The sequence below is a fragment of the uncultured Helicobacter sp. genome (assembly GCF_947367035.1).
In the GTDB taxonomy this organism is placed as follows: Bacteria; Campylobacterota; Campylobacteria; order Campylobacterales; family Helicobacteraceae; genus Helicobacter_D.
Map to the genome: position 1 here is coordinate 25,693 of NZ_CANBCA010000001.1, position 24,614 is coordinate 50,306.

Consider the following 24,614-nt stretch of genomic DNA (forward strand, 5'->3'; position numbering starts at 1 on the left):
TTTGGTTATAATTTTATAACATTTAAATAATAAAGTAAAGGAGAAAAGCAATGTTAGATGTTATTGCAACGCAAAACGCACCCCAAGCGATTGGTCCATATTCTCAAGCGATGGTTGTCAATGGAGTTATTTATACTTCAGGACAGATTGGATTGAATCCGCAAGGAATCTTAGTAGAGGGCATTGAGGCGCAAACAAGACAAGTGCTAAACAACCTTAGCGAGGTTTTAAAGGCAGGAGGAAGTAGTTTGCAACAAGTTTTTAAAACAACGATTTTTTTGAGCGATATGGAGGATTTTGTGCTTGTGAATGTAATCTATGCGGAATTTTTCAGAGAGCATAAACCCGCTAGAAGCACGGTAGCGGTCAAAACATTGCCCAAAAATGCTTTGGTGGAGATTGAGTGTATGGCGTTGGCGTAGTGAATAAAGTTTTGCAAATGTGTAAATAAGGAAAATTATGGATATACAAGATTCTGATTTAAGTTTATTTTGTGATGATTTTTGGGAATTTTTGCTTCAAATACAAGAGCGCAAAAAACGTGGTCATAATGATTATAATCCCCTGCTTTGTGTGCAAAAAATGCACGATGAAGTGCGTATGCATAGTGGAATGATTTACTCACTCCTTGATGTGCGCGGTTTGCATTATCAAGAAAATTTGTTTTTAGATTTATTTCTTGATGAGATGAATCTTAAAGAATGGTTTGGAAATAGCAAAAATGTGTATGTAAAGAAAGAATACAAAAATATAGACATATTTATAAGTAATGGCAAAAAGCACATTATCCTAGAAAATAAAATTTGGGCAGGAGACCAGCAGGGGCAGATTGCAAGATATATTCAAAAGATTGAACAAGAGTATGAAATTACTCAAGCCGATGATATTGTCGTCATTTACCTTACTCTTTATGGAGATGCGCCAAGTGATTTTAGTTTAAACAATAATGGGAAAAAATGGGAGATTCAAGATGATGTGCTTGTATGCAATAAAAAGCGGATTTTATACAGGCAAATTGCTTATGGCAAGGAAATTATGCAATGGCTTGAAAATGCAAAATATGAGGTGTGTAATATTAAAAATTTAGATTCCGCACTTGGCTTTTATATTGATGTTTTACAACAATTACTTCAAACAAAAGGAAATACAATGAGTGTAAAAGGTTTTTTTTGAAAATAAGGAAAAGGAATTAGAAATAGCACTTGAAATTATCCGTAACAAAGAGGGGATTTTGAGCGTAGCAGCTGAATCTATTGCTAATTATGTGTGCGAAAAGGGTGGGTTAAAGTTGGCTCAAGGTGTGGATAATAGCCAGCTACTTTTCTTGCTAGAAGACGAAGATAATGTTCTGTGTTTTGGTTTTGGTGTTTGGTGTGGGGAAGCGAAAGAAGGTATAAGACTTAGTTGTGATATTTATTTGGAAGATGATGGATTTTTAGAAGAACAATATTATTACGAACCAAAAGACGACAAAAGACAAAAATTTAGAGAAGAAATGGAGGAAATATTAGAGATAAAATTGGAATTACAAGATGAATATTGTCAAAGCGATAAAGAGGGTATCCATTGTCTTGTTGTTGATGAAATAGAATTTTCTACTTTAGTAGAAATGAAAGAGGGTGTTTTGAGTTTTATTAATGACAATAAAGAAAAAGTGCGTCATTTAAATCGTATTCTGCAGCAAAATCATTCTCGCATTAAAGAGATTTATAGTTCTTGTTTAGGAATTAATAAATAAGTAATCAGTAAGGAAATTTATATGAAATATACGCAACAAGATAAGGCGAGAATCTTGCGCATTACTACGCGCACCTTGCAGAGGTGGAAATACACCAAGCCCGAGCTTTTTAATATTATTGAAGCGGGATTTAAAATGCGAGAGAGAATCTACACGCAAGAGATGTATAATGAGGGAATCCAATCCCTGATTAAATCCATTGATCCGCGCACTCTCCCAAAATCTAGTGAAATATAGAATCCCTTTTTATCTCTTTCAAGTAATCTTAATAAAATTTTAGATAAAATCCCAGCTTTTATTAGCTTTAATAAAAGATAAAGAACTTCAAATTTTAAGGAATTGTATAATGTATGCAATCATCACGAATGGAGGCAAACAATACAAGGTGCAAGAAGGCGATGTTATTTTGCTAGATTGTTTAAACCTTGAGCCAAAGTCAAAAGTTGAAGTGAGCGAAGTTTTAGCAATCTGCGATAGCGGAGACATTAAGCTTGGTGCACCTTATGTAAGTGGCGCAAAGGTGGAGCTAGAGGTCATCAATGAGGGCAGAGGTAAAAAGGTCATCACTTTTAAGAAACGTCGTAGAAAAGATAGCAAAACAAAACGAGGCTTTAGACGAGATTTTACGCGTGTGCGCGTGGTAAAAATCGCGGCTTAAGATTGTTAAGGAGTTAAAATGGCACACAAGAAAGGTCAGGGTAGCACCCAGAATAACCGCGATTCTGCAGGACGTCGCTTAGGTGTTAAAAAGTTTGGTGGGCAGTTTGTTCGTGCGGGCAATATTATTATCCGCCAAAGAGGCACAAAAGTGCATCCCGGAAATAATGTGGGAATAGGCAAAGACCATACAATTTTTGCATTAATTGATGGGATTGTTTCTTTTGAAAGAAAAGATAGAGAGCGCAAAAAAGTCTCTGTTATCCCAGCTTCTTAAAGCTTCTTTAGCGGGATTCCGCCCGGGATTCCGCCTAATTTATTAAATAGTTTTTTGGGTTTTGATTTTAATATTAATCTTTAATTTTGGTATTCAAATCATAATTCGTAGTGGAATCCTAGAGCTAAACTTTTAAGGTTATTTGATGTTTGTTGATAGCGTTGAAATCTTTGTGTCTTCCGGCAAAGGTGGTGAGGGCGCAGTTTCGTTTCGTAGAGAGAAATTTGTCTTAAATGGCGGACCTGATGGCGGTGATGGCGGCAAGGGTGGTAGCGTGTATTTTCAAGTAGATAAAAACACCGACACACTTTCGCATTTTAGAGGACATAAGACTTTCAAGGCTCAAAATGGCAAGCCCGGGGAAGGACGCAATAAATATGGCAAAAAGGGTGAGGATTTAGTGATTATCGTCCCTCCCGGAACGCAGGTTTTTGATAGCCAAAGCGGAGAACTTTTGCTAGACTTGGTAGAGGAATCCCAAAAGATTTTGTTTTTGGAGGGTGGTAAAGGGGGTTTAGGCAATGCGCATTTTAAAAGCTCCACAAACCAACGCCCGATTTACGCACAAAAAGGGCTTTTGGGCATTACAAAGCAAATTCTCTTGGAGTTGAAGTTGATTGCCGATGTGGGGCTTGTAGGCTTTCCAAATGTTGGAAAATCCACGCTTGTATCGGTGCTTTCTAACGCAAAGCCTGAAATTGCAAATTATGAATTTACGACACTTATTCCAAAACTTGGAATCGTCAATGTCGGGGAGTATCAATCCTTTGTGATTGCGGATATTCCCGGAATCATTGGGGGTGCGAGTGAGGGCAAAGGCTTGGGGCTAGAGTTTTTGCGCCATATTGAGCGCACACGATTCTTGCTTTTTGTGCTAGATTTGACAAATTACCGCACATTAGAGGAACAATTCACAACCTTAAAAACAGAGTTAGAGTGTTTTAGTATCCCGCTTACTAAACGTCCTTTTGGCATTATGTTTTCTAAAATTGATATACAAAACGAAAATTTGTTAGAACCTGATAACGTAGAATTTCAAAGTTATCAAGATTCTATAATTCAGTTTTTAGGCAAACTTGGCTTTGGATTAAAAGAGGGAGAGAACTCCTTGCTATTTATGCAAAAAACTAAAGAAGATTTTAAAAGCGAGTATGATTTAAATTTGCCTCTTTTTGCAATAGGTGTTTCAAGCGTAAGTAGGAAAAATTTAGAATCTTTACGATTCCTTTTATATACAAGTTTAAAGGATTTAAATGCGCAAAAATAGAATTGTCATTAAGGTGGGCAGTGCGATTTTGGTAGAGAATCAAAGGATTAATCTTGCAAGGATAGAATCCCTTGCGCAACTTATTAGCGAACTTAACGCAACTTATGAAGTGATTTTAGTCTCCTCTGGAGCGGTGGCTTCTGGATTTATCGCATTAGAATTGGACAAAAAGGTTTTGGCTAACAAACAAGCCCTTGCGGCAATTGGGCAGCCACTTTTAATGCAGACTTATGCAGAGGCTCTTAAAAAATATGGAATCCTAAGTGCGCAGGTTTTGTTTTCGGGTTATGATTTGGATTCCAGGAAACGCACACAAAATGCGCGTAACGCAATGGAAGTATTGTTGAAAAATAAGGTTTTGCCTATTATTAATGAAAACGATGTAACCACCACGAGTGAGTTAATGTTTTTAGGATTTGGCGATAATGATCAACTCTCTGCGTATGTTACGCATTTTTTTGATGCTTCACTTTTGGCTATATTAAGCGATATTGATGGGTATTATGAGGAGAATCCAAAGGAGAATCCTAACGCAGAAATTCGTAAAATCGTAACAAGTATTTCTCAAAAAGAACTAGAAGCAGAAGCTACACCTAACAATGCTTTTGCCACAGGTGGAATTGTAACAAAGCTTAAAGCTGCACAATTTTTGTTAGAAAATGGAAAAGAAATGTTTCTTTCTAGTGGAAAAGATTTGAGCATTTTAAAAGATTTTTTATTTCATTCTAAACACGATAAAGGCACATTATTTACCCCCTATCGTGAGGTTTGATGCCTTTATAAAGAAAGCATTAGAATCTGTGAATTTATCAATATTTTATCTTAAGGTAAAACCAAAGGGATAAATATTGCTGAAAGCCTCTTAATAATTCATTTTTGTAATATTCCTTATTCATTTAAAATTTAAAGGAAGTTAAATGAGATGAAAAATATCATTTGGAATGTTAGCATGGTGAGGATACAGGAGGTATTGGCGGTGCTTTGGGTGGGTATTCAAAAGTCTAGAAGGAAAAACGCTTGTGAATGCCTTTTTAGATTCAAGGAATCAACTCGTTATTTACATAAAATTGAGTTTGAATTTCAAGTCTTGTTGTGGTTGTAAAACCGCAGCGAAGATAATTTAAATTGATTACAATATTGCATTGCATAATGATATAAAAGGTTAAGCAAATTTTTGCTAAAATCCCGCACTGATTTTAATTTAAGAAAATTTTACTATGGAAGAACTCTTTACACAATGGCTACAAGAATATGGCTATATTATTTTGTTTATTTGGAGTACCTTAGAGGGTGAACTTGGTTTGATTATGGCTGGAATTATGTGCCATACAGGGCATATGAGCATTCCTATTGCGATTCTTGTAGCTGGACTCGGCGGATTTGTGGGAGACCAAGTTTATTTTTATATTGGGCGGTATAATAAACAATTTATTTACAAAAAATTAAAAACTCAACGTAGAAAGTTTGCTTTAGCCCATCTGCTTTTACAACGTTATGGCTGGCCTATTATTTTCTTGCAACGTTATTTGTATGGTATGCGCACGGTGATTCCAATGAGTATTGGTGTTACGCGATATAGTGCAAAAACTTTTGCTTTTATTAATTTAATGAGTGCAATCGTTTGGGCAGCAATCACTATTTTGTTGGCTTATTTTTTTGGAGAGCAATTACTTCAGATTGTGCATTATGGCAAAGAACATTATTATGTAGCTATTCCATTTGCAGTAATTCTTGGTGGCGGAATTTATTACTATTTACACAGAGCAACCGCAAAAGTGGAACAAAAAATTATAGGAAAGTGAAATGAAAATCTTACCAAAACTTAAAAAAGGAGAATTAGAAATTATCCTTTTGCGCAATAAAAAATTACCAAAAAATTTAAACAAGGTTGAAAAGAATCTATTAGGGATTCGGAATTATAAAGGGGAAGGGTGTTGTTTCATAGAAGAAAGTAGAAAGTTTTTTGTAGGGATCGAAAGCTATAATTATCCTTTTCCTAATGCAATACGTGATGCGTTAGCAACTGCAATTGGAGTGATTAGAAAATTACAGATAAAATCCGCTTCCATTCAAGTGGAATCAAAAAAGGAGGCAAGGGAAGTTTGTGAGGGAATTTTGCTTGGCTCGTATGGATTTGATACTTTTAAAAGTAAAAAAAATGAGAGTTTTTTAAAAGAAATTTATCTAAATTCTACTCAACTAGAGCAAGTAGAGATCAAAAAGATAATTCAAGAATCTGAAATTTTAAGTAATAGTGTCAATCAAGTGCGTGAGTTAATCAACACCCCGCCTAGGATTGCAACACCAAAGTATATTGCAGATTTTGCAAAAAAGGTGGCAAAAGAATCTGAATTTGAATGCAAAGTTTATGATGAAAAGTTTTTAGAAAATGAGAAAATGGGAGCATTTTTAGCTGTGGCAAAAGCAAGCACAAATAAGCCTTATCTCGTGCATTTAAGCTATAAGCCTAAAATAAAAGGTAAAAAATTATTAAAAATTGTGTTGGTGGGTAAAGGTTTAACCTATGATTCTGGTGGATTAAGTTTAAAGCCAAGTGATTATATGACAACAATGAAATCCGATAAGAGTGGTGCGTGTGCAGTAATTGGGGTATTAGAATCTGTGGCAAAACTTGGCATTCCAATAGAAGTGCACGGAATCTTGGGATTGGCAGAAAATATGATTGGGGGAAATGCATATAAGCCAGATGATATTTTAATTGCTCGTAATCAAAAAAGTATTGAAGTGCGTAACACTGATGCAGAAGGGCGTTTGGTGTTAGCAGATTGTCTAAGTTTTGCAAGTGATTTAAAGCCTGATTTTTTAATTGATATTGCTACACTTACAGGGGCTTGTGTTGTTGCATTGGGAGATTATAGCACAGGAATTATGGGGTATAATGAGAAGCTAAAAGAAGAGTTTAGTAACGCAGTATTTGAAGCGGGAGAGTTAAGCGGAATCTTGCCTTTTAATCCTTATTTAAGGAAGTTATTTAATTCCGAAGTGGCAGATTTATGTAATATTCCTTCCACGCGTTATGGAAGTGCAATTAGTGCAGGAATGTTTTTAAGTGAATTTGTGGAGGAATCTTTAGTGCAAAAGTGGTTACATTTGGATATTGCTGGTCCTGCTTATGTAGAAAAATCTTGGGGGGTAAATCCTTTTGGAGCAAGTGGTGCAGGAGTGCGCTCTTTAGTGCAGTTTATTTTAAACCAAGTGAAATAAAGGATATTTATGGGATTATCTATTGGAATCGTAGGGCTTCCAAATGTAGGTAAATCTACGACTTTTAACGCATTAACTAAAACACAAAATGCACAATCTGCGAATTATCCCTTTTGCACGATTGAACCAAACAAAGCTATTGTGCCTGTGCCAGATGCAAGACTTTTAGAATTAGCAAAAATCGTTAATCCGCAAAAGATTCAACATTCCGTAGTGGAGTTTGTAGATATTGCAGGGCTTGTAAAAGGAGCAAGTAAAGGCGAAGGTTTGGGAAATCAGTTTTTAGCAAATATCAAAGAAACAGAAGTCATTTTGCATATTGTGCGTTGCTTTGAGGATTCTAACATTACGCACGTAGAGGGTAACATTGAGCCTTTGCGTGATGTGGAGATTATTGAGACTGAATTGCTCATTGCAGATATGCAAACTCTGCAAAAACGTGTGGAGCGTTTAAGTAGAAGTGCAAAAAGTGGCACAGATAAAGAAGCAAAGGCGCAGTTAGAAGTTGCAAGTTTGCTTTTGACGCATATTGAGAGTGGTGCGCCTGTGCGGACATTTCAAGAAAAAGAGAATGAATGGTTTTTGTTTTTGGATAAAGAGTTGCGATTCTTGACAAACAAGGAGATTATTTATGGTGCAAATGTTGATGAAGAGGGTTTGGAATCCGATAATGATTTTGTGCTGCAATTAAAAAAATACGCAAAAGAGCAGGGTGCAGAAGTCATTAAGCTTTGTTCTAAGATTGAAGAGGAACTTGTGAGTTTAAGTGAAGAGGAGCAAGTAGAGTTTCTCAAAGAATTGGGCGTTTGTGAGAGTGGATTGGACGCTATTATTCGTTTGGGATTCCAAAAGTTAGGCTTGATTAGCTATTTTACCGCTGGAGTGAAAGAAGTGCGTGCTTGGACGATTCACAAGGGAGATAAAGCACCTATGGCTGCAGGAGTGATTCATAAAGATTTTGAAAAGGGCTTTATTCGTGCTGAAGTGATTTCTTATCAAGATTTTATTCAATATGGCGGTGAGGCGAAATCCAAAGAAGCAGGTGCAATGCGTGTAGAGGGGAAGGATTATATTGTGCAAGATGGCGATGTAATGCACTTTAGGTTTAATGTGTAGGTTTTTAAGACAAAGCGGCAGTCTTGAATCCTCATTATTGCGAGGCAGAGCATAAACGAAGCAATCCATAATTTTACAAAAATTTACAATGGAATCTTTAAAGGCGAGATTCTGTATTATGGATTGCTTCACCTTAAGCTTAGATTTATCTAAATCTTTCAATTTCATCTTTTATGCTATTATCTGAGTCTAAAAGGGATTCACAGTTTTTCTTGCTCTGCTCTATTGCTTCATCAAATCTAAAACCAAGCATAACAATACGATAAAGATTTGGTTTGTATTTTCTCCAATTATATAAAGTGCTAACATCAATATCTAAATAATATGCCATATCTCGTTTAGTTTTTTTAATCAAACTTTTACCTTAATTCTCTAGCTTTTTCTCTCATTTTACATTAAATTTTGTTTATTCAAAACACTTGAAATATTAAACTAATTTATGAATGAATATAGAAATATTAAAGTGTTATAAATTAAGGATATTAGGAAAATAATTCTAACTTTAATTTTTCTATTTTAGGAGTTAAAATGGCTAAGATTAAGCATTTTATACAATTTAAGACAGCCAAATTCTGGGAAAACCACGACGATACTTTGGTGTTTCTTGAAATTTCTATCAGAAGAGTAATCAAAATTAAAGGTTTTAAAATATCTTGAATATGGTGATTTTATAGCTGTTGTTGAGTGTGATAGTAAAACTATAGGTTTTGTTAGTGCCAGCGAAATGGTAAGGGAAAGCTACGAAACTCTTTGTAAAGAATTTCAAGGAAACATTGAAGTTTGTGTTTTTGCTACAAGAACACATGGTCATAGTGTAACGGATTTTAATAAAATTTTAAAGGAAAATGATAAGCAAGTGCCTGATGAGGTTTTTAAAAATCGTTGGATTGACATGATAAAAGAGACACAACCACAAATTGTCGAAGTTAAATATGAAATCTCTTGTCATCTACAAGAGCAAAGCGAGAAACTTGCTAATCTAATTAAGAAATATTTACAGACTCTGTAAAGATTGGTGGGAATATTTGTTAAAATCCAAAAAAACTAAGCTAGTTTTACTTGGCGGGAGTAACTCCGCTATACTCAAAGGCTTGCAGCAGGGATTGAAGCAAGAACATATAGAGCTTACAAATTTGGCACTCGGTGCCACGAATAGCTTACAGAATCTCTTTGAAATAGTTCATAGCAAAAACAAACAGGCACTAAAAGAAGCGGATTTTATCGTCATAGAAACGAACATTAACGATTCTCATATGATTTTACAAGGCTTTAGCATCCAAGTCATTGGAAGGAATCTTGCTTGGCTGTGTGAGGAGTTGTATCGGTTGGGCAAAAGAGTGATTTGGCTTATTTTGCCATTTGTGAATGATAATCCTGCGCTTAACGCATTTTTAAAGGAAAATGCAAACCATTATGGTTTTAATGTCATAGATATGCAAGAAAGGTATGTAGCACAAGGCTTGATTCAGTTCTTTAATACCAATGATACCTATCATCAACTCTTTTCATTAATGTCTTTATTGGGGGAGAAAATCATAGAATCTTTAGCGGATTTTAAACCCTTAAAGTCTAATGCAAGCAAAGCGCAAACTTTGCCATATTTTAAGATTCTTGCTCCTGCTAGTCTTATTGGTGCGGAATCTCTACCGCCATTTCATTATGGAAATTCTGTATATCAAGAGACAACTTATAGAGTAACACGTGAATGTAGGCTTTATTTTACGCGTGATACTAAAGGCTATGCAGTGCTTGGGGTTAAGGTGTGGAATTTTGGACTGCAAAACAGAAATAAAATGAGTTTTATATTAGAAAATACACAGATAAAGATTGTCAAAACAATTGAAAGGGGAATCTTGCTTGTGCATTCTTTAAGGGATATTTTATGGGTTGATGAAGCGACTTGTTTTAGGATTAATACAGAAAATGAGCCGATGAGCGAACCTAGCGTGTGGTTGGCTAAAGAGGCAAAAGTTAGTGCAGACATTGATTACATTGATGTGGTAGAGTTTTATCTTGCTCGTGGCGGTAAGTGGGACTATGAGATTATTCCAATGGAGTGTAAAGTAGAATCTGAATATGATTTTTAGTCATTTAGTCCCCAATGTCGGGATTATAAAAGAAATCATAGAAGAATATTGTGTGCGAATGGATAAAAACAAATTTAATTCCCTAGAGAGACAAATCAGAGCATTAAAAAACTCTAAAGCAGCACTAGTGGGGGCAGATTTGCGCATGAAATCACATCTTGCTTATAGGCTTGGAAATGCTATGGTTTTAAATTCTAAAAGCCTGTGGGGAATGATAAAATTGCCTTGCATTTTAAGCTACATTTATGCTTCCTACAAGCAGGAGCAAAAACAATACCAAGATAAAATTGCTAAAAATCCAGCACTCAAACTGCCTCCATTAGAATCTTATGCAGATTATCAAGAATCTTTAAAGATTAAAAATTACACCTCTTACAAATTGGGGGAGGGTTTGATAATTGCCCATCGTTCAAAAAGAGGAAGAGTTTTTCTTTATTTATTTAAAGCCTTTGTGGCTAGAATTTTTGGCTTAAAAATATCATAGGGAGCTTGGCGATAATCACTCAAGTTCGAAATTAAGCATAATAATGTGATGAATTTCTGGGTTTGAAAATAATTTTGCTATCAGAATCCAACTTTCCATATAAGTAACAAACAGGATTCCATAATATTTTTGAACATTTGAAACATTTTGAAGTTTTTAGTGTGGAATTTCGCAAGGTTTCTTAAAATTAAAGTTTTCTTTTGATAGAATATAAAGTTTCTTAACAAAAAAATTAAGAATTGTTTCAATGAGGAGGAAATAGATGGCAGAGAATGTCAATCGTAGAGATTTCCTTGGTATGGCTCTAGGAGGCATTGCAGCTGTTGGTGTAGGTGCATCATTGGTTGCGATGAAATCTTCTTGGGACCCTCTACCAAGTGTTGTTTCAGCTGGTTTCACAACTATTGATTTAAGCAGTATGCAAGAGGGCGAATATAGACAAGTTGAGTACAGAGGAACACCTGTATATGTCATTAAAAAAACTGCGGAAATGAAAAAATGTGAAGAAAGAGATGTGGTTGTAGGTAATGCAGATTATAGTTTGGGTATCCAGATTTGCACCCATTTGGGCTGTATTCCATCTTATGATTCTAAATCCACAGAATTTCATTGCGCTTGCCACGGCGGGCGGTTTGATGCTTGCGGTAGAAATGTGTTTGGTCCTCCTCCAACTCCAATGGCGATTCCACCTTTTAAAATTGAGGGTGCAAAATTGGTGCTTGGTGAAGAAGGTCCTGAATACCTCAAGCTTGTAGGTAAGGCATAAGGAGTAGTAAATGGCACAAATTCGTGAAGCAAATGGTATTATTGATTGGTTAGATCAAAGACTTGCAGTAAAGCCTTTGATGAAAGTTTTGATGACAGAATATTGGATTCCAAAAAACATTAATTTCCTTTGGGCAATGGGTGTTGTTTTGGTAGTATTATTCAGTCTTTTAGTGGTTTCTGGATTATTTTTGTTAATGTATTACAAGCCAGATACTAAACTTGCATTTGATAGTGTAAATTATACGATTATGCAAGAAGTAAAGTATGGTTGGCTATGGAGACATTTACACGCCGTGAGTGCGTCAGTCTGTTTCTTGGTAATTTATATCCACATGTTTGTTGCAATTTATTATGGTTCCTATAAGCGCGGACGAGAAATGATTTGGCTTACAGGAATGATTCTCTTTGGCTTATTTTCTGCAGAAGCTTTTAGTGGTTATATGCTTCCTTGGGGACAAATGAGTTATTGGGCAGCGGCAGTTATTACAAACTTATTTGGTGGAATCCCTGTGATTGGAGCGGATTTAGTCGTATGGATTCGCGGTAATTTCATTGTAGCTGATGCAACTTTGACAAGATTTTTTATGCTCCACGTTGTATTATTACCTGTCGTCATTATGCTCGTAATTGCAGTGCATTTTTATAGTTTAAGGATTCCACACGTAAATAACGCTTATGGGGAAGAGTTAGACTTTGAAAAAGAAGCAGAGAAATTTAAAGCAGGAAACAAAAAAGAATCCAAAGTGATTCCATTTTGGCCTATGTTCTTATCTAAGGATTTCTTCGTAGCAAGTTTCTTTTTAGCTATCTTATTCTATCTGACTTGCTATCATTTTTCTTTTGCGCTTGACCCAATTAACTTTGATCCAGCTGACCATCTTAAAACACCACCACATATTTATCCTGAATGGTATTTTTTATGGAGCTATGAGATTTTACGTGGTTTTTTCTTTAGTGCTGATTTAGGTTTGATTGCATTTGGAATCGCAAATGTTGTTTTTATGCTTTTGCCTTGGCTAGATAGAAGTAAAGTTGTAGCACCTGCACATAAACGACCGGGCTTTATGGTATTCTTTTGGCTCTTGGTTGCAGATATGATTATTTTGACCATTTGGGGCAAACTTCCACCAACAGGTGCGAATGCTTATATTGGTTTTGCTGCTACGATTGCATTTTTGGCATTATTATTTGTTATTTTGCCAATTATAACCAAGCTAGAAGACAAACAGAATTAAGGAGTGAGAATGAAAGAGTTCTTAGCATTAATCGTTGTTGTTGTGCTGACAGGGATTATTTATTGGGGTGTTGAACCCTTTGCACATAGTCAGATGAATCCAAAAGTTGCTCCAGCAGACTACAATTTCACGGATTTGACACCACTTACATTGGAAGGCAATGCCGCAAATGGTAAAGAGATTGTTAATGCAAATTGTCTCGCGTGTCACTCAATCAAAGTGGAAGGTATGGAGTCCCCATTTACCCCACAAGATGCACTTGCAGCTTATGGTGTTGTTCCTCCAGATTTGTCTTCATCAGGTTTAATCTATGAAAAAAACTTTTTGGGTAATGTTATTAAAAATGCCTCTGTCGCTACTAAACAAACACATAAGTTTGATGGGAATCACCCAATGCCAGCTTATGATTGGATGAGTGACCAAGAAATTGCAGATATTGTTACTTATTTAATCAGTATTGCTCCTCAAGAATTAAGCAATAAAGAAGTATTTATTGATGCGTGTGGTCGTTGCCATAGTGTGCGTTATGACAAATGGAATGCGCAAGGAGATATGGTAGATTATTTAGGCACTAAAGTTCCAGATTTATCTATGATGATTCGTAGTAGAAGTTTAGATTATCTACATACTTTTATTAACGACCCGCAAAAACGTCTTGCAGGAACTGCAATGCCGCGTGTTGGTTTAACTGAAAATGCAGAAAACCAAGTAATTGCGTATATGGAATCTGTTGGTGATAGCAAAAAGGCTGAACGTGAGGCGCTTGGCTATAAACTTGTTATTTTTATGATAATTATGGGTATAGTGGCTTATCTTTGGAAACGTAAAATTTGGCACGATGTGCATTAATAATTAGATTCTTTAGGCAAGGTCCCCCCTTGCTTACATTTTAACTCAAGTCATTTTTAGTTGCATATAATAAGCCTGTCCGAAGCTGATTCCACCATCATTACAAGGGATTTGGTGATGTAAATAAACTCGTTTATCAGATAATGCTTCCAAGGCAAATTGCGTTAAGAGTTTATTTTGAAAACATCCTCCGCTTAGTGCAATATGAGTGGAATCTTTTGCAATTTCAGCAATGATTTGAGCTAAAGTGAAGTGAAAATTTAGTGCAATTTGTGATAATGAAATCTCATTTCTTAAGTCTTTGTAAATCTCTTGGATTAAGAATTGCCATAAGATAATATTATCTCGTATTTCAAAAGGATAAGCTTTTGGAGTTTTGCTTTTTGTCGCTAGGGATTCTAAAATCATTCCCCCTTCTCCTTCATAATTTGTTTTTAGGCAAACACCGCAAATTGCGCTTACTGCATCAAATAATCTACCAACAGAATCACAAAGGATTCTACTTCTTGCTTTATGGAGTTTATAAAATAATGAAAGAGCATTATCCCCAAAATCTTGCTTGAGGGATTCCAACAAAGACAAGTCTAGTTGCACATAATCTTCACCAAAAGCACAAAATAAAGTTTCTAAACCAAGTCTCCTAATGTCTTTAATTGCTTGTTCGCCTCCTAAAAGTGTAAAGTTATCAAAATGTGCAAAACGAGAAAATTCCAAAGGTTTGTTTGGATTCCATTTTAAAAATTCTCCTCCCCAAAGATTCCCGTCTTCACCATAACCTGTTCCATCAAAAATAACACCCAAGACTTCGCAAGTAATGGAATTTTCTGCGATATTTGAAAGCAAATGCGCAAAATGATGTTGCACAAAGTATGTTTGTGCTCTTTGGTGGATTAAATGACGTTGTGTGTAATTGGGGTGTAAATCTAACACAAGAGTATCAAAGTTCGTTTGATATTGGTTGCAAAAAAGTCGTTGTGTATTAGTAAAGTTATGAAGGCTTACTAAATTGTCTAAATCCCCCAAATGAGGGCTTAGCAGTGTTTTATTGCGGAAGTGTAAGCAAAAGGTAACCTTTTGTTGGGCACCTAAAGCGATAAAGTTTTGAGATTGGCTCTCGTGCATAGGAAGAGGAATATCACACAAAAACCCTCTGGCGCGGCGCAAAACTTGTATATTTTTTTGATGCTTTGAATTACATTCTCTTACAAGGCTATCATCAATAGAATTTAAAATATCGCGGTTAAAAAATAAGACACCATCGCATACCTCTTTTAAAGATTCTATGATTGCACCAAAACTTTTGATAATAGGTTCCCCACTTAAGTTAGCACTTGTAAAAATCAGTGGAAAATCTAATGAATACGTTAGCAAATAATGCAAGGGAGCATAAGGTAAAATGATACCTAAAGTGTTGAGGTTAGGTGCGATTAAATCTAGGGGTAAGGCACTAGATTTCCTTGCTTCAACCAATACAATAGGAGCAATAGGGGAAGTGAGGATTTCTTTTTCGTTTGCATTTAATTGTGCATAATGTTCTGCCATTAATAAATCTTTACAAAGAATCGCAAAAGGTTTTTTAGGGCGACATTTGCGTTTTCTTAGTGTTGCAATGGTTTCTGTGTTGAGTGCGTTACATACAAGAGCATATCCACCGACTCCTTTAATGGCAAGGATTTTACCATTTTTTAAATCCTGAATTGCATTTTTTAGAGGATTGGAAATGAAATGTGTATCTTGTGATTCTAACCTATCGCATAATGTGGAATCAGAAACATTGGGTAGAATGTTCAATGTTATAAATTGTTGGATATTATTTACATAGAATAATTTTGGTCCGCAGACTTGACAGCAGTTAATTTCTGAATGAAATCTACGTGAGTTTGGATTATCATATTCATTTTGACATTCTTTGCACATTTTAAATGCTGCCATTGCGGTATTTTGTCTATCATAAGGTAAAGTAGAGATGAGACTATATCTTGCCCCACAATTAGTGCAACTGATAAATGCATAGCCAAAACGGCGATTATTAACATCAAATAATTCTTTTAAGCAGTCTTGACAAAGTGCAATATCTGCTGGAATTGTAGCACTTAAGGGCGTATTTTGCTCACTTTGTTGAATCTTAAAATCTCGGTAAAGTTTATCGGTCTTGATGATATTTTGGGTAAATCTCATAATTTTTGCTGCATTTGGAGGATTTTGTAAATCTAGAATAAAAGCATTTAATTGCTCTTTGCTACCTTGTGCTAGGATAAAAACACCTTGTGTATCATTCCGCACGAAACCTTGAAGGTTGTACTGTGTTGCGATTCTATACACAAAGGGGCGAAATCCCACCCCTTGCACGATTCCTTGTAAGTGCAATTCATAAGTGAGGGGCAAACTCTTTTTATTCTGATTTTTTAGCATTTTCAAACTCTCTTTAATGCTTTAAGATATAGAATTTTAAAATATTTTTGATTAGGAATTGAATAATGTTAAGAGGAATTTATGCAATTAGTGATAAAGATTTAACGCCCAAAGATAAATTAGAGAAATCCTTACAAGCAGCAATCAAGGGTGGAATTAAACTTTTTCAGTTGAGAGACAAAAAAAGTAATGAGGAAGAAATTGCAGAACTTTGTTACAAATTAGAGCCACTTTGTAAGGATTCTAATGTGATTTTTGTTTTGAATGATAGGATAGAATTAGCAATAACTCTTAATGTTCAGGCTTTGCATATTGGAAAAAAAGAAGACGGCACACTTTATAGTTTAGAAGAATTGCGTCAAATCCGTTCCCATTATAATGGAATCTTAGGAGTTTCGTGCTATGGAAGCTTGGAGTTAGCTAAAGTTGCAAAAGAGGTCGGAGTAGATTATGTTGCCTTTGGGACTTGTTTCCCTTCCCTAATAAAACCGCAGGCTAAAAGGATTGATTTAAGTCTGTTTGAATCTTTTAATGCAACGCCTTATTCCCTGCCTGCTTGTGCAATTGGTGGTATCAATGCAAAAAATGTTGCGCAACTAAAGCACGCACAAATGATTGCGTGTATTAGTAATATTTGGCAAGGAGATATTGTGCAAAATATTCAAAATCTTGCTAAAAATTGGCAGCCTATTGTATAAGGATTATAAAATTTCTCATCCTTGTTTTTTATGTTAATTCATTAGGATTTTTCAAAAATAATTACCTCATAGGAACTTTGTTTTTTGATGACAGATTTACTTGGTTGATTTGCTTTAATTTTTTCTAAACTAAGATGCAATTCCTCAATTTCTTTATCTTGTTCATCTAGTCGGTCTTTGAGACGCAAAATAATATCTACACCTGCAAGATTTACTCCTAAATCTCGTGTTAGGCGTAATATCATCTTGATTTTGTCAATATCACGTTGCGAATAAAGACGCATTTTGCCATCAGTTCTACCAGGCTCCACTAAACCTTCGCGCTCATATTGTCGCAAGGTTTGTGGGTGAATTGCTAGAATCTTGGCTACAACGCTTATCAAATAAACCGGTTCATCATAGCTATACATTTAAACTCCTTATAGGTATTTTTCAAGTGCAATTTTTAATTCATTAGGTATAGAATCACAATCAGGCAAAATGATATTTGCTTCCAAATACAAATCACCATAATTTTTTGTTTTGCGATTCATTGCACCTAGCCCTTTAACGCGGAATCGTTGGGAATTTTTAGTATTTTTAGGCACTTTGAGCGTGATAGTTTTTTGTAAAGTTTCTATTTCAACTTTACCTCCAAATAATGCAGTTTTAAGGGGCAAATCAAATTTTTTGGTTAAATCATCTCCTTCTTGGCTATATTGTGGGTGGGGTGCGACACTGACTTTTAAGAGCAAATCTCCATTCTGTGTCCCCATTGTTTTGCCTTTACCTTTTAAGCGAATCGTTTCTCCATTTTTGATGCCCACTGGAATTTTAATATCATAACTTTGGTTTTGCACTTTTACGCTATGCTTTCCTCCTAAAACTGCTGTGATAAAAGGGATTGTAATCTGTGCATTTATATCTAAATTAGGTTGGTTTTGCGTGTTAAAACCCGCATTTCCAAAGTCAAATCCGCCACTACTAAATCCATTAAAACCCGTATTGCGAAAGTTAGCTCCTCCAAAGCCTCCTCCTAATCCACCACTAAAAATTTGACTTAAAATATCGTCCAAATTAACATTGCCTTGCCCTCGTGCAAAATCGTGGAAATTTTGCCCACCAAACATAGAATCACCAAATTGGTCATATTGTTTGCGTTTATTGGTATCACTTAAAATCTCATAAGCCGCATTGATTTCTTTGAATTTTTCTTCTGCTCCTGCTTCTTTGTTAATATCAGGGTGGTATTTCCTTGCCAAACGGCGGTAAGACTTTTTGATTTCTTCACTACTTGCATTTTGGGATACTTCTAGGGTATCATAAAGACTTTTTGACATTATTGATTCCTTAAAAATAAAAATGATAAACTTTTAGTTTATTATATAACAAAACTTTAGTTTAAGTCAATCAACTTTTATAAGATTTGAACACTTTTAGTTTTAGTGTTATAATTATAAATTTTGGAGGAATTTATGCAATATCCCCTTTTATGTTTGAGCGCGAGCGCAGGGAGTGGCAAGACCTATCAATTAACAATGCGTTATTTGAATCTATTGCTTTTAGGTGCAAAGCCATCAAGCATTTTAACGCTTACTTTTACTAGAAAAGCCGCCCAAGAAATGGAAGAACGAATTATTAAAAACATTAAAGAACTTTATGATAATAAAAATAATAGAGAGTATATTAATAAATTTGAGTTTATTGCTATCAAAGATGAACAAGATTGGCAGAAGTGGCAAGATAAAATCTATCAGATTTATAGAGAGTTTTTGTGTGAGGATTTGAAGATTACAACTATTGATGCTTTTTTACAAAAGATTTTGAAAAATTTTTGTTGGTATGCAGGAGTGGAACAAAATTTTGGGCTACAAGAGGACGATTTAGTTTCCATTACAGAAATCTTTTTATCTCGCTTAGAAAGGATTGATTTTGAGCAGATTGTGGAAATTTGTTATGAAAAAAAACAAACTTTAAATCATCTCCTAAATTTATGTGTATTTTTAGATTCTTTTAAAGAAATGTTGACCCCATCACTTTTTGTGCCTCAAATAATGCAAAAAGAAAAACGACAAGGCTTTGATACTAGAATACAGGCAATGGAATACGCTAATCGTTTAAAAGATGCTTATTATAACGAAAAAGGAGAGATTCCATCTAGTCTAGATTTTGAGGATTTTGCAAACTTGCTTGAAAAAGGCAAAACTTGGCTTATGAAAGAAAATATTGAGGATTATAGAGGATTTAAAAAGATTCCTTTTAATCCAGGGGATTTTGAAAGATTGAAAAAAACAATTTATCGGGTTTTACTAGAAGAGGAAGCAGAATATTTAGAGAAACTTTATCAGATTTTTCAATCTTTTTTAGAGGCAAAGGAGGAATACTACCAACAAAATAATTGCTTAAGTTTTAATGCGGTGGCTTCAAAAGTTTATGCTTTATTAACTAAGAATATTTTAGATAAGGATTTTTTATATTTTAGATTAGATAGTGCGCTTAATCATATTTTGATTGATGAGTTTCAAGATACAAGTATCTTGCAATATGAGATTTTAAAGCCATTAATTCAAGAGATAAAGGGGGGGAAGGGGGCAAAAAACTTTGAACGTAGTTTTTTTTATGTTGGGGATATTAAACAATCTATTTATCGCTTTCGTGGAGGAAATCCAGAGTTATTTAAGATTGCAAGTCAAGGAATGGAATGTCAAGTTTTAGAGGCTAATTATCGTAGTTCTAGGCATATTGTAGAGTTTGTCAATGATATTTTTAAAGGTGCAATTCAAGACTTTATTCCCCAGATTCCAAAGGTAGAGATGGATGGTTATGTACAAGTCCAAAAATTCACAAAAGATAGCCTTTATTTAGAAGTCTTTAAAGGTTTGGAGAGTTTAAAAAGTTTAGGTGCAAAGGAAGAGGGAATAGCAATTTTGGTATTTGATAACAAATCAGTCGTAGAATTAGCACAAATTCTACAAGAAAAAGGCATAAGAGTCGTAATGGATACAAGCGCAAAATTAATTAACCATAATGAGGTGCGTGCTTTAATTGAAATCTTAAAATATATACAAACAAAAAATATTCAATTTAAGCAAGAGTTTTTTATGCTTTTGGGCTTGGAAATTACAGAATCGCAAAATAAAAATTTAGAAAAATTTTTGGATTCTATTATAAAAATTAAAGAACCTGCAAAAATCTTATTGAAAATTATGGAGTATTATCATATTGCAAGCTTGAGTGCAAAGAAATTTTTGGAATCTTGTTTGCAGTTTTATGAAATCAATGAGTTATTGGAGCAAGTAGAGAGATTAGCATTAGATATTGTTTCAAGTGATTTTTCTGGGATTCGCATTATGACAATTCATAAATCTAAAGGATTAGAATTTGAAAATGTGCTTGTAGTGGATAAAATCAATGGGAGTAGTCATCAACGAGAAAATATATTTTTTGAATTTAAAGAGAGTGGCATAGAAATTGAAAGAATTTTTAAACATTCCAACAAAATTAGGAATCATTTAGATAATGCGTATCAAAATGCTCTTTGTAAAGAAGAGGCATTAGAAATGCAAGATTTAAAAAATCAGGTTTATGTCGCCTTAACACGTGCTAAAAATACAATGAACATTTTTTGCCTTGATGAAAAAAGTGCTTTTGGATTTTTGCAGTTAGAAGAGCAAGAGAGAGGAGAATTAAAAAACGCTATACAAATGCAAAAGCATCAAAAAAAACAAAATTTAGAATCTCTAATGCCTTTTTACAGGGTTACACTTACAAAACCGATTTTAGAAAACTTAGGAAGACAAAAAGAGATGTATATTGGGGAGAATGAACTGGAGAATAGCAGAAAAGAAGAGGGGTTTAGTAATTTAAAAGCAATTTATCGTGGAATCGCATTACATTTTGTAATGGAACAAAAGCTCAAAAATTTATTATCTAATGAGCTAATTTTAGAGCTTTTAGACAATAAAATGGGATTCTATTTGACGCGTATAGAACTAGAAAAAATTATAACTCAATGCAATTTTGTGATAAAAAATCAAAAATTAATTGAAATTTTGGCTAAAGGAAAGGTAAAATGTGAAATTCCTTATCTTTCTTGTGGCAGACAAAAACGCTTAGACCTTTTAGTGATAGGCGATAAAGAAGCATTTGTTGTTGATTATAAGAGTGGTGCGCCAAAGGAATCACACTTAATACAAGTGCGTGAGTATATAGAATCTGTAAGGTTTATGTTACAAAAAGAAACTTATGGATATATTTTCTACACACAAGGTGAAGGAAGATTAGTTGAAGTTTAAGGGGAAGTATGGAATCAGAAAGTAAGAAAGGGTTTTTAGCAACTCTTAGTAAAATTACACAAAGTGAATCGTTTGCAGGTGTCTTACTGCTTTGTTGTGCTGTTTTGGCAATGATTGTGGCAAATTCACCCTTAGGTGAAGCGTATGCGCAGCTTTGGAAAGCAAAATTCGGTTTTAGTGTTGATGGTGTCTTTATTGGAATGAGTTTGGAACATTGGATTAATGATGTTTTAATGGCATTTTTCTTTTTGGTTGTTGGGTTGGAAATCAAACGTGAAGTGCTTTTTGGAGAGTTAGCGGGTTTTAAACGCGCTGCTTTACCAATTATCGCAGCATTGGGCGGAATGATTGGTCCGGGGATTATTTATTATTCTTTAAATGCAGGAACACCTTCAGAGACAGGTTTTGGAATCCCAATGGCAACAGACATTGCATTTGCACTAGGGGTGCTTTCTACTTTAGGGAAACGCGTTTCTATTTCTGTAAAAGTCTTCTTGGTGTCTTTAGCCGTTGCTGATGATTTGGGTGCAATTATTGTGATTGCATTATTTTATTCTACTGGGATTTCTTTTGAATGGTTGGCTGTTTCTGCAGGAATTATTGTAGTGCTTATAGCGTTAAACAAGATGGGGGTTAAATCTTTGAAGCCTTATATGGTTTTGGGTGTACTTTTATGGATTGCAGTGCATAATTGTGGAGTGCATGCAACAATTGCCGCGGTTATGCTTGCCTTTACGATTCCTGTTGCACCAAAAATTGATACACTTTCTTTTATGGAGAAATTAAAAACAATTGTAAGCCATTTTCAAGAAGCAGAAACTAAAAAAGACGGAATCTTGCTTCAAAATGAGCAGGTAGAAGCATTGCATCACTTGAGTCAAGAGAAAAAAGCAGTGCAAAATCCACTTTTACGTTTAGAGCATTCACTTGCTCCTTATAGCAATTATCTGATTATGCCGATTTTTGCTTTTGCCAACGCTGGAGTTACGATTGGTTCTAATATTGATTTTAATATAGACCACGTGTTTTTAGGGATTCTACTTGGACTTGTGATTGGTAAGCCAGTTGGAATTTTTGCCTTTACTTTCTTTGCAGAAAAGCTTGGAATTGCTGCACGTCCAAATGGTGTCTCTTGGGTTGAGATTTTTGGTGCTGGAGCTTTGGGGGGTATTGGCTTCACAATGTCAATGTTTGTTACAAATCTTGCATTTAGTGGGGAACACGCTCTAGTTGCAACAGATGTAGCAAAAATTTCTATTTTGATTGCTTCTTTAACTGCAGGGATTCTAGGTAGTATCTTTTTCCTTGTTCGGGATAAAATCACACATCATTAATATACAAGATGAGCTAACAGGCTCTCTTGTAAAAATTCCTATATTTCATCAAGAACAATCAATTTAATATTGTTATTTTTGGAAATGTAATGCGTGGAGGAATTGGCGATGAAATGGTTTGTTTTTCTACTTATTGCGTATTGAAAGTCCTTTATCCTAAAGCACTTTGAAGAGAGGAAGAGAAAAACATTTTGGCTTAGATTGCAGAGAGTTTGCTAGGATTTTCACACAACGCACAAAAGATTTGATACAAACCAAAATTTAACTTAAAGATTTAATTAGTAAAGCTCTGCTAAAATCCGCATTTATTTTACAAAGTTAAAAGGCATAATATGGAAAATATTGGAAATACACTTACGCAACTCTTGCCACTTGTTGTTTTAATTGCGATTTTTTATCTTTTAATTATTCGCCCACAACAAACACAAGCAAAGAAGCATAGAGAAATGATTGCGGCGTTAGATAAAGGAGATAAAGTTGTAACAAGTGGTGGCTTGATTGTAGAGATTGTTAAGCGCGAAGAGGAATTTTTTATGGTGCGTTTAAACGATGATACGATAGTAAAACTTGCCAAAGATTATGTTGCTAGAAAGTTTGAGCAATAGTTAAATTATGAAAAAACCTTTTAATTCAAAATTATTCTTTTTTATCCTTGCAATTATTTTTGGGGTTATTCTTTCCATTCCTTCTTTTTTTCAAACGCAAGGACCTAAAATCATTTTAGGACTTGATTTGCAAGGAGGATTAAATTTACTCTTAGGTGTTAAAACCCAAGAGGCTATTAAAACGCGCTATTCTTCTCTTGCTTCGCAAATTAATTATTATGCACTAGAGGAGCAGATTTTATTAGATGGGCTAAGTGTGCAAAATGAAAATATAAGTTTTGAATTATTAGATGCTAATGAAAAATCTAAAATAGAGGAATATCTAAAAGAAATTTCGGGTTTAGAAGTAGTAGAAAATAACTTGCATTACACTCTTTCTTTGACAGAATCTGAAATTGTGAATATAGAGAGTTTTGCAATTGAACAAGCAATTGGAAATATTCGTAATCGTTTAGATCAATTTGGACTCTCTGAACCAAGTGTAACAAAACAAGGAGATGATTCAATTTTGGTGCAACTACCTGGCATTAAAACGCAAGAAGAAGAACAGAGGGCTTTGGAGTTAATCTCTAAAGGTGGGCATTTGCAAATGATGGCAGTAGATGAAGCACGCAACGCTAGAGTTTCTAGTATGACAGACTTAGAGGCAGAATCCTATGGTGATGTGATTTTACCCTTTATGAATAATCCTGAGCAAAAGATATTATTAAAAGCGATTCCAATTTTAGATGGGGCAATGCTCACAGATGCAAGAGCAGCTTATGATCAAAATGGACAACCGATTATTAACTTTACGCTTAATACACAAGGGGGTAAGATTTTTGGTGATTTCTCTGGGAAAAATGTTGGGAATCGTATGGCAGTTGTCCTAGACGGTAAAGTTTATTCTGCTCCAGTAATTCGCGAAAGAATTGGCGGAGGTAGCGGACAAATTAGTGGTGGATTTAGCGTGCAAGAGGCAAGTGATATAGCAATTGCTCTTAGAAGTGGAGCATTGCCTGCACCTATTACTTTACTAGAGAAACGTAGTGTGGGTCCCTCTTTAGGAGCAGATAGTATCAAAGCTTCTTTAATCGCATTAATTACAGGTGCAGTGCTAGTGGTAGGATTTATGACATTTTATTATGGAATCGCAGGCGTTATCGCCAATCTTGCTATGGTAGTAAATATTTTGTTAGTCGTTGCAGTAATGGCACTTTTTGGAGCAACCTTGACATTACCCGGTATGGCAGGGATTATTTTAACTGTTGGTATGGCAGTAGATGCTAATGTCATTATTAATGAGAGAATCCGTGAGGGATTCCGCGCAAAAGAGAATTTCATTAAATCTATGGAAAATGGATATGTTAATGCTTCAAGGGCTATTTTTGATTCTAATTTAACTTCATTGATTGCTGCAATCTTGCTTTATATGTGTGGAACAGGTGCAATTAAGGGGTTTGCAATTACAATGACAATTGGAATCTTAGCTTCAATTATTACAGCAATCATAGGGACACACGGAGTCTTTAGAGCTTTACAAAATCATATTATTAAATCTGGCAATTATGCTTTGTGGTTTGGTTATAAAGAAAGAAGTAAGTAAGGA

26 protein-coding genes are annotated in these 24,614 nt (G+C 34.9%); 22 read left to right on the forward strand and 4 right to left on the reverse strand.

All coding sequences use genetic code 11. The annotated features are described in order from the left end of the window. Positions 1-50 precede the first annotated feature (50 nt). From Q0Y61_RS00220 to ychF, 11 genes are all read left to right on the forward strand, one after another. Positions 51-422 (forward strand): RidA family protein, encoded by a 372-nt coding sequence (locus tag Q0Y61_RS00220; protein WP_297809532.1) that lies wholly within the window; start codon positions 51-53, stop codon positions 420-422. A gap of 37 nt (positions 423-459) precedes the next feature. Then, positions 460-1,173: a PD-(D/E)XK nuclease family protein gene (locus tag Q0Y61_RS00225; protein ID WP_297809534.1), complete on the forward strand. Its 714-nt coding sequence runs from the start codon at positions 460-462 to the stop codon at positions 1,171-1,173. A 58-nt stretch (positions 1,174-1,231) separates the two neighbouring features. Beyond that, a complete protein-coding gene (locus Q0Y61_RS00230; protein ID WP_297809536.1) occupies positions 1,232-1,738 on the forward strand; it encodes a hypothetical protein in 507 nt (168 codons plus the stop codon). 21 nt (positions 1,739-1,759) lie between these two features. Then, entirely contained in the window at positions 1,760-1,975 is a 216-nt protein-coding gene (locus Q0Y61_RS00235) for a hypothetical protein (protein ID WP_297809538.1), read from the forward strand. Between the two features lie 106 nt (positions 1,976-2,081). After that, a complete protein-coding gene (rplU, locus tag Q0Y61_RS00240) occupies positions 2,082-2,396 on the forward strand; it encodes a 50S ribosomal protein L21 (protein WP_297809832.1) in 315 nt (104 codons plus the stop codon). 18 nt (positions 2,397-2,414) lie between these two features. Then, positions 2,415-2,672 (forward strand): 50S ribosomal protein L27, encoded by a 258-nt coding sequence (gene rpmA / locus Q0Y61_RS00245; RefSeq protein WP_297809540.1) that lies wholly within the window; start codon positions 2,415-2,417, stop codon positions 2,670-2,672. Positions 2,673-2,817: 145 nt separating this feature from the next. Next, complete coding sequence (gene obgE / locus Q0Y61_RS00250; RefSeq protein WP_297809543.1) at positions 2,818-3,939, forward strand: GTPase ObgE; 1,122 nt, start codon at positions 2,818-2,820, stop codon at positions 3,937-3,939. Then, a complete protein-coding gene (proB, locus tag Q0Y61_RS00255; protein WP_297809545.1) occupies positions 3,926-4,711 on the forward strand; it encodes a glutamate 5-kinase in 786 nt (261 codons plus the stop codon). The genes obgE and proB overlap by 14 nt, the downstream gene beginning before the upstream one ends. A gap of 445 nt (positions 4,712-5,156) precedes the next feature. Beyond that, on the forward strand, positions 5,157-5,741 hold the full coding sequence (locus tag Q0Y61_RS00260; RefSeq protein WP_297809547.1) for a DedA family protein: 585 nt from the start codon (positions 5,157-5,159) through the stop codon (positions 5,739-5,741). Between the two features lies 1 nt (position 5,742). After that, positions 5,743-7,164, forward strand: a complete 1,422-nt coding sequence (locus Q0Y61_RS00265) for a leucyl aminopeptidase (protein WP_297809549.1) — start codon at positions 5,743-5,745, stop codon at positions 7,162-7,164. 9 nt (positions 7,165-7,173) lie between these two features. After that, on the forward strand, positions 7,174-8,280 hold the full coding sequence (ychF, locus tag Q0Y61_RS00270; RefSeq protein WP_297809551.1) for a redox-regulated ATPase YchF: 1,107 nt from the start codon (positions 7,174-7,176) through the stop codon (positions 8,278-8,280). Between the two features lie 145 nt (positions 8,281-8,425). Here the strand turns inward: ychF and Q0Y61_RS00275 are convergent, their stop codons facing one another. After that, complete coding sequence (locus Q0Y61_RS00275; protein ID WP_297809553.1) at positions 8,426-8,635, reverse strand: transcriptional regulator; 210 nt, start codon at positions 8,633-8,635, stop codon at positions 8,426-8,428. 369 nt (positions 8,636-9,004) lie between these two features. Between Q0Y61_RS00275 and Q0Y61_RS00280 the strand changes: the two genes are divergently transcribed. From Q0Y61_RS00280 to Q0Y61_RS00305, 6 genes are all read left to right on the forward strand, one after another. Next, on the forward strand, positions 9,005-9,289 hold the full coding sequence (locus tag Q0Y61_RS00280) for a hypothetical protein (RefSeq protein WP_297809555.1): 285 nt from the start codon (positions 9,005-9,007) through the stop codon (positions 9,287-9,289). Between the two features lie 16 nt (positions 9,290-9,305). Continuing rightward, positions 9,306-10,367 (forward strand): hypothetical protein, encoded by a 1,062-nt coding sequence (locus Q0Y61_RS00285; RefSeq protein ID WP_297809558.1) that lies wholly within the window; start codon positions 9,306-9,308, stop codon positions 10,365-10,367. Next, positions 10,357-10,851 (forward strand): hypothetical protein, encoded by a 495-nt coding sequence (locus Q0Y61_RS00290; RefSeq protein WP_297809560.1) that lies wholly within the window; start codon positions 10,357-10,359, stop codon positions 10,849-10,851. The genes Q0Y61_RS00285 and Q0Y61_RS00290 overlap by 11 nt, the downstream gene beginning before the upstream one ends. 262 nt (positions 10,852-11,113) lie before the next feature. Then, positions 11,114-11,617: a ubiquinol-cytochrome c reductase iron-sulfur subunit gene (gene petA / locus Q0Y61_RS00295; protein WP_297809562.1), complete on the forward strand. Its 504-nt coding sequence runs from the start codon at positions 11,114-11,116 to the stop codon at positions 11,615-11,617. Positions 11,618-11,627: 10 nt separating this feature from the next. Beyond that, positions 11,628-12,854, forward strand: a complete 1,227-nt coding sequence (locus Q0Y61_RS00300) for a cytochrome bc complex cytochrome b subunit (protein ID WP_297809564.1) — start codon at positions 11,628-11,630, stop codon at positions 12,852-12,854. 9 nt (positions 12,855-12,863) lie between these two features. Then, positions 12,864-13,703 carry a c-type cytochrome gene (locus Q0Y61_RS00305; protein ID WP_297809566.1) on the forward strand — a complete coding sequence of 280 codons (840 nt, stop codon included), beginning with the start codon at positions 12,864-12,866 and terminating at the stop codon, positions 13,701-13,703. A gap of 45 nt (positions 13,704-13,748) precedes the next feature. Here the strand turns inward: Q0Y61_RS00305 and hypF are convergent, their stop codons facing one another. Further along, a complete protein-coding gene (gene hypF / locus Q0Y61_RS00310) occupies positions 13,749-16,115 on the reverse strand; it encodes a carbamoyltransferase HypF (RefSeq protein WP_297809568.1) in 2,367 nt (788 codons plus the stop codon). A 65-nt stretch (positions 16,116-16,180) separates the two neighbouring features. Between hypF and thiE the strand changes: the two genes are divergently transcribed. Further along, the gene (gene thiE, locus Q0Y61_RS00315) at positions 16,181-16,813 is read left to right on the forward strand and encodes a thiamine phosphate synthase (protein ID WP_297809570.1); all 633 of its coding nucleotides are present in this window, start codon (positions 16,181-16,183) and stop codon (positions 16,811-16,813) included. A gap of 41 nt (positions 16,814-16,854) precedes the next feature. Here thiE and Q0Y61_RS00320 read toward each other — a convergent pair whose 3' ends face one another. Together Q0Y61_RS00320 and Q0Y61_RS00325 are read right to left on the reverse strand one after the other, a co-directional pair. After that, entirely contained in the window at positions 16,855-17,223 is a 369-nt protein-coding gene (locus tag Q0Y61_RS00320) for a helix-turn-helix transcriptional regulator (RefSeq protein ID WP_297809572.1), read from the reverse strand. A 9-nt stretch (positions 17,224-17,232) separates the two neighbouring features. Then, positions 17,233-18,132 carry a DnaJ C-terminal domain-containing protein gene (locus Q0Y61_RS00325; RefSeq protein WP_297809574.1) on the reverse strand — a complete coding sequence of 300 codons (900 nt, stop codon included), beginning with the start codon at positions 18,130-18,132 and terminating at the stop codon, positions 17,233-17,235. A 135-nt stretch (positions 18,133-18,267) separates the two neighbouring features. On the opposite strand from Q0Y61_RS00325, the gene Q0Y61_RS00330 reads away from it, so the two are divergent. From Q0Y61_RS00330 to secD, 4 genes are all read left to right on the forward strand, one after another. Then, positions 18,268-21,087 (forward strand): RecB-like helicase, encoded by a 2,820-nt coding sequence (locus tag Q0Y61_RS00330; protein ID WP_297809576.1) that lies wholly within the window; start codon positions 18,268-18,270, stop codon positions 21,085-21,087. 8 nt (positions 21,088-21,095) lie between these two features. Further along, positions 21,096-22,421, forward strand: coding sequence for a sodium/proton antiporter NhaA (nhaA, locus tag Q0Y61_RS00335; protein WP_297809578.1), 1,326 nt, complete (start codon positions 21,096-21,098; stop codon positions 22,419-22,421). A 332-nt stretch (positions 22,422-22,753) separates the two neighbouring features. Then, complete coding sequence (gene yajC / locus Q0Y61_RS00340) at positions 22,754-23,026, forward strand: preprotein translocase subunit YajC (RefSeq protein ID WP_297809581.1); 273 nt, start codon at positions 22,754-22,756, stop codon at positions 23,024-23,026. 7 nt (positions 23,027-23,033) lie between these two features. Beyond that, positions 23,034-24,611, forward strand: a complete 1,578-nt coding sequence (secD, locus tag Q0Y61_RS00345) for a protein translocase subunit SecD (protein ID WP_297809583.1) — start codon at positions 23,034-23,036, stop codon at positions 24,609-24,611. Positions 24,612-24,614: the final 3 nt, after the last annotated feature.